General features: G+C 39.5%; 3 protein-coding genes and 15 tRNA genes. 1 reads left to right on the forward strand and 17 read right to left on the reverse strand.

Annotated features, from left to right (window positions below):
• Window positions 1–82 precede the first annotated feature (82 nt).
• Both I2F89_RS06955 and I2F89_RS06960 read right to left on the reverse strand, forming a co-directional pair.
• The gene (locus tag I2F89_RS06955; protein WP_195513906.1) at window positions 83–1,756 is read right to left on the reverse strand and encodes a hypothetical protein; all 1,674 of its coding nucleotides are present in this window, start codon (window positions 1,754–1,756) and stop codon (window positions 83–85) included.
• Window positions 1,757–1,759: 3 nt separating this feature from the next.
• The gene (locus I2F89_RS06960; protein ID WP_195513908.1) at window positions 1,760–2,608 is read right to left on the reverse strand and encodes a discoidin domain-containing protein; all 849 of its coding nucleotides are present in this window, start codon (window positions 2,606–2,608) and stop codon (window positions 1,760–1,762) included.
• Window positions 2,609–3,204: 596 nt separating this feature from the next.
• Between I2F89_RS06960 and I2F89_RS06965 the strand changes: the two genes are divergently transcribed.
• Window positions 3,205–4,716, forward strand: coding sequence for a helix-turn-helix domain-containing protein (locus I2F89_RS06965; RefSeq protein ID WP_195513915.1), 1,512 nt, complete (start codon window positions 3,205–3,207; stop codon window positions 4,714–4,716).
• 170 nt (window positions 4,717–4,886) lie between these two features.
• Here the strand turns inward: I2F89_RS06965 and I2F89_RS06970 are convergent.
• From I2F89_RS06970 to I2F89_RS07040, 15 genes are all read right to left on the reverse strand, one after another.
• Window positions 4,887–4,970, reverse strand: a tRNA-Leu gene (locus I2F89_RS06970).
• Between the two features lie 17 nt (window positions 4,971–4,987).
• Window positions 4,988–5,059 (reverse strand) — tRNA-Gln (locus tag I2F89_RS06975).
• A 9-nt stretch (window positions 5,060–5,068) separates the two neighbouring features.
• Window positions 5,069–5,141 (reverse strand) — tRNA-His (locus tag I2F89_RS06980).
• A gap of 64 nt (window positions 5,142–5,205) precedes the next feature.
• Window positions 5,206–5,290 (reverse strand) — tRNA-Leu (locus tag I2F89_RS06985).
• Window positions 5,291–5,306: 16 nt separating this feature from the next.
• Window positions 5,307–5,377 (reverse strand) — tRNA-Cys (locus tag I2F89_RS06990).
• A gap of 38 nt (window positions 5,378–5,415) precedes the next feature.
• Window positions 5,416–5,487 (reverse strand) — tRNA-Gln (locus I2F89_RS06995).
• A 10-nt stretch (window positions 5,488–5,497) separates the two neighbouring features.
• Window positions 5,498–5,570: transfer RNA gene (locus I2F89_RS07000), tRNA-His, on the reverse strand.
• A 2-nt stretch (window positions 5,571–5,572) separates the two neighbouring features.
• Window positions 5,573–5,646: transfer RNA gene (locus I2F89_RS07005), tRNA-Trp, on the reverse strand.
• Window positions 5,647–5,652: 6 nt separating this feature from the next.
• A tRNA-Tyr gene (locus I2F89_RS07010) sits at window positions 5,653–5,733 on the reverse strand.
• Window position 5,734: 1 nt separating this feature from the next.
• A tRNA-Phe gene (locus I2F89_RS07015) sits at window positions 5,735–5,810 on the reverse strand.
• Window positions 5,811–5,852: 42 nt separating this feature from the next.
• Window positions 5,853–5,925, reverse strand: a tRNA-Asp gene (locus I2F89_RS07020).
• A 9-nt stretch (window positions 5,926–5,934) separates the two neighbouring features.
• Window positions 5,935–6,007, reverse strand: a tRNA-Val gene (locus I2F89_RS07025).
• 16 nt (window positions 6,008–6,023) lie between these two features.
• Window positions 6,024–6,095 (reverse strand) — tRNA-Glu (locus I2F89_RS07030).
• A gap of 16 nt (window positions 6,096–6,111) precedes the next feature.
• A tRNA-Ser gene (locus I2F89_RS07035) sits at window positions 6,112–6,200 on the reverse strand.
• A 39-nt stretch (window positions 6,201–6,239) separates the two neighbouring features.
• Window positions 6,240–6,313, reverse strand: a tRNA-Asn gene (locus I2F89_RS07040).
• Window positions 6,314–6,402: the final 89 nt, after the last annotated feature.

Genomic DNA, 6,402 nt, shown 5'->3' on the forward strand with positions numbered 1-6,402 from the left:
TTTATTCCCTTGCGAGGATGTGTGTGTCACTACCTTATTCCATTAAACAAGGCGCACGCTTATCGCTGATAATCACGTGTCCTCATTTACTTTTGATCACAATCTCGATCTGGATTGTTTCTTCTTTCAGCAACTGATAAGTCGCTTGGATCAGCGTAGCTTCATTTTTTTGGCCATAGTGATCGAAATAACTTTCTCTGATCAACTGCACAGGTTTTGAAAAATACATCTCACACTTTTCTTTTTCTCCTGTGATACATACCGTTTTTCCTATAACTTCCACTGGATTTGTCGTTATAAAATTTTCAATAACTAACTGATTTTCTTTTTCGAATGTAAATGCATCACTCAAAACAAGTTGTCGTTTCGAACGATCCACTTCTATTGTCCGATCCATCTGGCGTAGTCCTATCTGCGAAGGATACGTGGAAGCCAATTCGGTCTTGAAGACTCCACCAGTTCTCGTTGATTGAAAACTCGTATCTTCCGCTGAAACAGCTCCAGGTAATTGGTAACTGTTCGCAACGATAGGTATGCTATGCCCAAGCGCGCTGTTCACTAAGAAAAGATAACGTGTTTTTTCATCAAAGTAATCTTTTGTATATTCTCCCGCCCCAAGATCGGTAAGAAATAAGTCTTCTCTCGTACCAAATACGAAATGACCAATATCTATATGATTATGGCTTTCATCATTTCGTCCTCCCTTTGCTGCAAACACCAGATTTTCTTTCGGAGATCTAAGAACGCCCCATGCCACATCCTCAAAATAATGAATGATTTCGTTTTGATCATTCAAAATATGCTGGTTTGACCAGAGTAAATTACGTAATAAAGGGGCAAAACGATAACAATGATCAAAATCTAAATCATTGATTCTCTCAACTTCGGGAATGGCGACATGAAACCTTTCCTGACAGAAACTCAATAATCCACTTGGTAAATCCGCTGGGTGGTAGTCGGAAAACGGTATAGCCTCTGTTTCAGCGAGCATCACATCATTAGGGAAAGCCGCGATTTTTTTCACTTTATCACCCAACAGATAGCGGTCATCATCATAAACTTGTTGGTACTTTTCTGCAAAATAAATATAATAACCAAATCCGTATGCCCAATAGCTGACGCCTTCCTCACATGCGCCATCCATACCAAAACTTCGTAAATAAGAGGCCATACAACGATCTACCTTCCTCAATATCTCCGCTTGTAATTCATCGCCTTTTTCTTGTATATCCAAGGCAGCCATACCAATCGAACCACCTACAACCGCACTCCAATTGTTTTCAAATGATTCAAACGGCCATGTGTTTGTTACAAAAGGAACGAAGAGTCGTCGATCGATTTCCGACCGGATTCGAAACGTCAAGAGCTCAGATAATTCTTTCTCAAACAGCTTGACTATCTCTGCTAACATTTGTCCTGTCTCAGCTGCAAATAAATCGATCCATGTCGGTGCATCCACACGAAAGTGATTCGCTTCAATTGGTAAATGAGCTGGTAAACTCCAACTATACTCATTGCAGATCTCCCATAAAACTTGTTCTAACCCTTCAACTACTTTGGCTTCTTTTTTTTGCAATAAGGACAACGCCAAGACAGTAGCATGTTTACGTCTTGCAAAGTAAGCCTTCTCAAAAACCAATCGCTCTCCAGTCGTCAAAAACTCTCTATATCCCGATACTGGCAACTCAGGAACTACTTTATTCGTAAGATACTCTTTTTTGGCTTCCAACAGTTGCATCAAAAAGTATTTTTTCATTGCTTATCCTTTCATCGGCTGGTCATTCATGCCCCACAGTTCAATTTGCGTCAATGCAGGAAACGGCGACGGGTCATTCGCTTGAATAAGATCACAAAAGCGAATAGCTTTGGTCTTTCTTGCACTAAATGAAAAATATTGTGGTTGAGCTGTTTTTTCGGTCGCAAACGTTTCACTTGTTCCATCATCAAACTGAATCGTCACGTTCGTCCAGTAACTATCATGGGGAAAATCTGCTCGCCATGTAAAGCCAACTTTATCCAATTGAACTTCTCGACCAAAATCAATCGTCAAAGCTGCATCAGCTTGCTGATTGATGGCCCAAGATTGAAATGGGTATGAACCATGAGAATGATTCGCGTATACGCCATCGATCGCATTACACGCAAAGAAAGTGGCATCATTCCTCGTTTCCACATTTGCACTCGCATGTGGATACGCACCGGTTTCTTCTTTTTGATCATGCGGATTCAATGCTAAATTACGATACATCTTCACTTCCTCTTCAGAAGCACAACGAACACTCATATAATGACGTCCCCCAGAAAAACGAGTCTCCGGTCTGGCTTTGATACGATTGGAATGAAATGAAACTTCATAGGTCCATTTATTTCCCGGTAGATAGATCAGTGAACTTTCTAAAGTTTCATCTAGTTTGACCCATAAGTACCTCCCAGACTCATCCATTTCGACAACGATTTGATCTCCTTCTTGGTACTCAAACTTTCTCATAGACAAATGCACAAAATTTTCTGCTGTCACAACCAACTCTTTTTCTATTTCTTCTTCTCCTTGAAAACTTTTTCTTGGAACTCTTTCTTTATCATAAATCGCTAATGTTAACTTCGCCATTTCACTACCCCCTAGTGATCATTTTTATCTATTATAACGTGACTGGTAAGAAAAGAAAACGATTTATTTTACTAAATATTTAGTAATTTAATTTTCGTTATTTAGTTAGAAATACTATTTCCATTTCTAATAAATTCAGAATGAAACGTGCTACTACTACTAAAACTCAGTCTTACCAACTGAATATCTCACTACATATTTGCATTCATAAAATAATATTTTATTTAGAATAAGATTAGATTAAACAAATAAATAACTTTTTATCACTAACTAAAATTACATAAAATCGATTACATTCATTATTAAATTTAATTAAAATGAGATTCAACATAACGCTTTATCTATTTAAAATAATATTTCATCTAATTCATAAATGAGTTTCATCGCTCAAAAATAAGCATTATCAAAGATAATATATAATAGAGCCAACTAAATCATCGCTCATCGACAACAGTTAAATAAAAATGTGAAAATAATGATAAAATGATTGATTAAATTTTAAATAACTAATACACTATTAGTAATAACTATATTTTCATCTTCTAAAGTGTACTTATTTTCAAATTCTATATTTGTCTTAAAGAAAGGTTTCTCTCATGAATAATTTACCTATGACATTACAATTAGATAATCAATTCAAACGACAGTATAACTTACTACAGTTTATACGTACGCATCAAAGTAAAAATTTAACCCTTAGTGATCTATCACAAAAGTTAGGAACATCAAAACCAACTTTACGAAAAGATATCGATATTATCAATCATTCCTTACCTACGATTGACTTTCAGATTACTTACAATGAACAAGGATTCTTACAAATAGATCCTCAAGAAATCTCTGTCGATTCAGTCATTACTATACTAGCTAAAGATACAACCATTTATCGGATGATGGACCTATTGCTTCATAACAAAACGTATAGTACAGAACAATTATCAGATCACTTGATGATCTCTCGTAGTTCAATTTTCAATATCATTCGTCATATGAATGAAGTACTGAAAGAGTATCGCATATCGATAGCAACCGGACCGCTCACTTTTATTGGCAAAGAAGAAGATATTCGTTTTTTACTCTTTTCTTTTTATTCAAGCTTTGGTGATAGTCAAATCATCGATTCTGATAGCAATCAACACGCGCAATCAATTATCGCTCATGGTCGAAAAAGTGGGATAACTTTCCTGCATTTTAGCCATTTTTGTTTTTCGCTTTGGTTATCGATTGCTAAAGTTAGAGGGCAGTCTAAAAACTTTTGTCACTTTAACACTAGCACCATTGATTTAGTCAAAAAAAATCGAGGCTACCAACTGATTGAACCTCTGATTGCCTCCTATTATTCTTCACTCTTCAAGCTAACGATTCCTGAATCAGAATCACTATGGCTGTATCTCGTTTTTTTACATTGTGTTTCTTATTCAAATGGGCAAGGATTAGATGAAGAACGAACCTACGCCTTCCGTTGTCAAGAAGATGCAGTGGTGGTCGATGCAGTCCAACGTTTTTTATTACAGGTTTTTCCAAAACAGATGCTGGATAATGGTGCTTTAGACAAAATCGAAGCCTTCTTGATCAATACAAGATTACTCTCAAAGATGAGCCCGTCATATGAAATGACTTCTGTAGCTTTGATTGATTTAATGAAAGAAAAATACCCAGAGCTTTTTCACCTTTGGCTTCAGCATTTAGAGCGATTAAAAGTCCATCCGATGTTTGAGTTCACACATCTTGATCACTTAGCAGCTAGCCTAACCACGTTCCATGCAACGATTTTAAGGATCAAGTCACAACAACCTCTGAGGGTCATCGTAGCACTACAAAGTTGCCCCTCGATGGACGATTATATTATTCAAGAAGCAGAATTACTCTTCTTGCGACAAATCTCAGTCAAATTTTTGATTGAACAACCAGTGACAAAAAAAGAAATCAATGATCATCAAGCCAACCTGATCATCTGCAACTATGATCTACATGTGAACGAAGATTTCCCATGTCCGATTCACCGTTTGCCTAATATTCCTACACAAGAGGATTGGACACTTCTAATGGATAGAATCACCCATTTAAATTCAGCCACTTCCACAACAAACTATACAGGCTATTTTTAATCACTTGGATATTTATTTATAAAAAATACCCATTGAATTATTTTGAGATTTCAAATAATTCAATGGGTATTTTTCCTGGCGTATATTATCCGTTCGTATATATGCCTCAATGCCGATAACGTCTAACAAAGAAAAAAGCACCAACGTATAGACTACGTTAGTGCCAAAAATACCGGCGGCCGGGGTCGAACCGGCACGATCGTGAGATCACTGGATTTTGAGTCCAGCGCGTCTGCCAATTCCGCCACGCCGGCAAATAAATAGATAAAAACTGGGGTAGCTGGATTCGAACCAACGCATGAGGGAGTCAAAGTCCCTTGCCTTACCGCTTGGCTATACCCCAATAATAAAGGGCGAATGATGGGAATCGAACCCACGAGTGTCGGAGCCACAATCCGATGCGTTAACCACTTCGCCACATCCGCCATAATAAAATAATTTGTTATTTAATTTCCGAATAAAAAACTAAGATGTGGTCATCTTAGTTAATACCGGCGGCCGGGGTCGAACCGGCACGCCCTCAACGGGCACTGGATTTTGAGTCCAGCGCGTCTGCCAATTCCGCCACGCCGGCAATGTAATTAGTACTAAGGCGGTAACCGGATTTGAACCGGTGATGAAGGTTTTGCAGACCTCTGCCTTACCACTTGGCTATACCGCCATTATACTATTTTAAGCTATAAATTAATATTTATAGGACTGGGGTAGCTGGATTCGAACCAACGCATGAGGGAGTCAAAGTCCCTTGCCTTACCGCTTGGCTATACCCCAATGAAAAAAAGGCGAATGATGGGAATCGAACCCACGAATGTCGGAGCCACAATCCGATGCGTTAACCACTTCGCCACATCCGCCATGGCAGGGGCAGCAGGAATTGAACCCACACTAACGGTTTTGGAGACCGCTGTTCTACCTTTAAACTATGCCCCTATAAAATGGAGGAGAGTGGATTCGAACCACTGAACCCTAAGGAACGGATTTACAGTCCGTCGCGTTTAGCCACTTCGCTACTCCTCCATGGTGGCGCGGGACAGAATCGAACTGCCGACACACGGAGCTTCAATCCGTTGCTCTACCAACTGAGCTACCGCGCCATAAAGAATATATTATTTAATTTTTTAATTGAATAGAAATGACGGTCCCGACGGGAATCGAACCCGCGATCTCCTGCGTGACAGGCAGGCATGTTAACCCCTACACCACGGAACCAAATCATTATGGAGGTTAACGGGATCGAACCGCTGACCCTCTGCTTGTAAGGCAGATGCTCTCCCAGCTGAGCTAAACCTCCAATGTATCCAATTAAATGACCCGTACGGGATTCGAACCCGTGTTACCGCCGTGAAAGGGCGGTGTCTTAACCGCTTGACCAACGGGCCAGTAAAACATCAATTACGGAGAGTAAGGGATTCGAACCCTTGAGACAGTTTGCACCATCTACATGATTTCCAATCATGCTCCTTCGGCCTCTCGGACAACTCTCCAGAGTGAAAGAAGCTCATTACTCTTCTCATAAATGAGAACTCCGGCAGTAGGACTCGAACCTACGACATCATGATTAACAGTCATGCGCTACTACCAACTGAGCTATGCCGGAATAATAATACCAGCGTGGCGGCGTCCTACTCTCACAAGGGGCAACCCCTCACTACAATCGGCGCTAAGAAGCTTAACTTCTGTGTTCGG

This window comes from Enterococcus sp. 1001283B150225_161107_E12 (genome assembly GCF_015556925.1).
In the GTDB taxonomy this organism is placed as follows: Bacteria; Bacillota; Bacilli; order Lactobacillales; family Enterococcaceae; genus Enterococcus_B; species Enterococcus_B mundtii.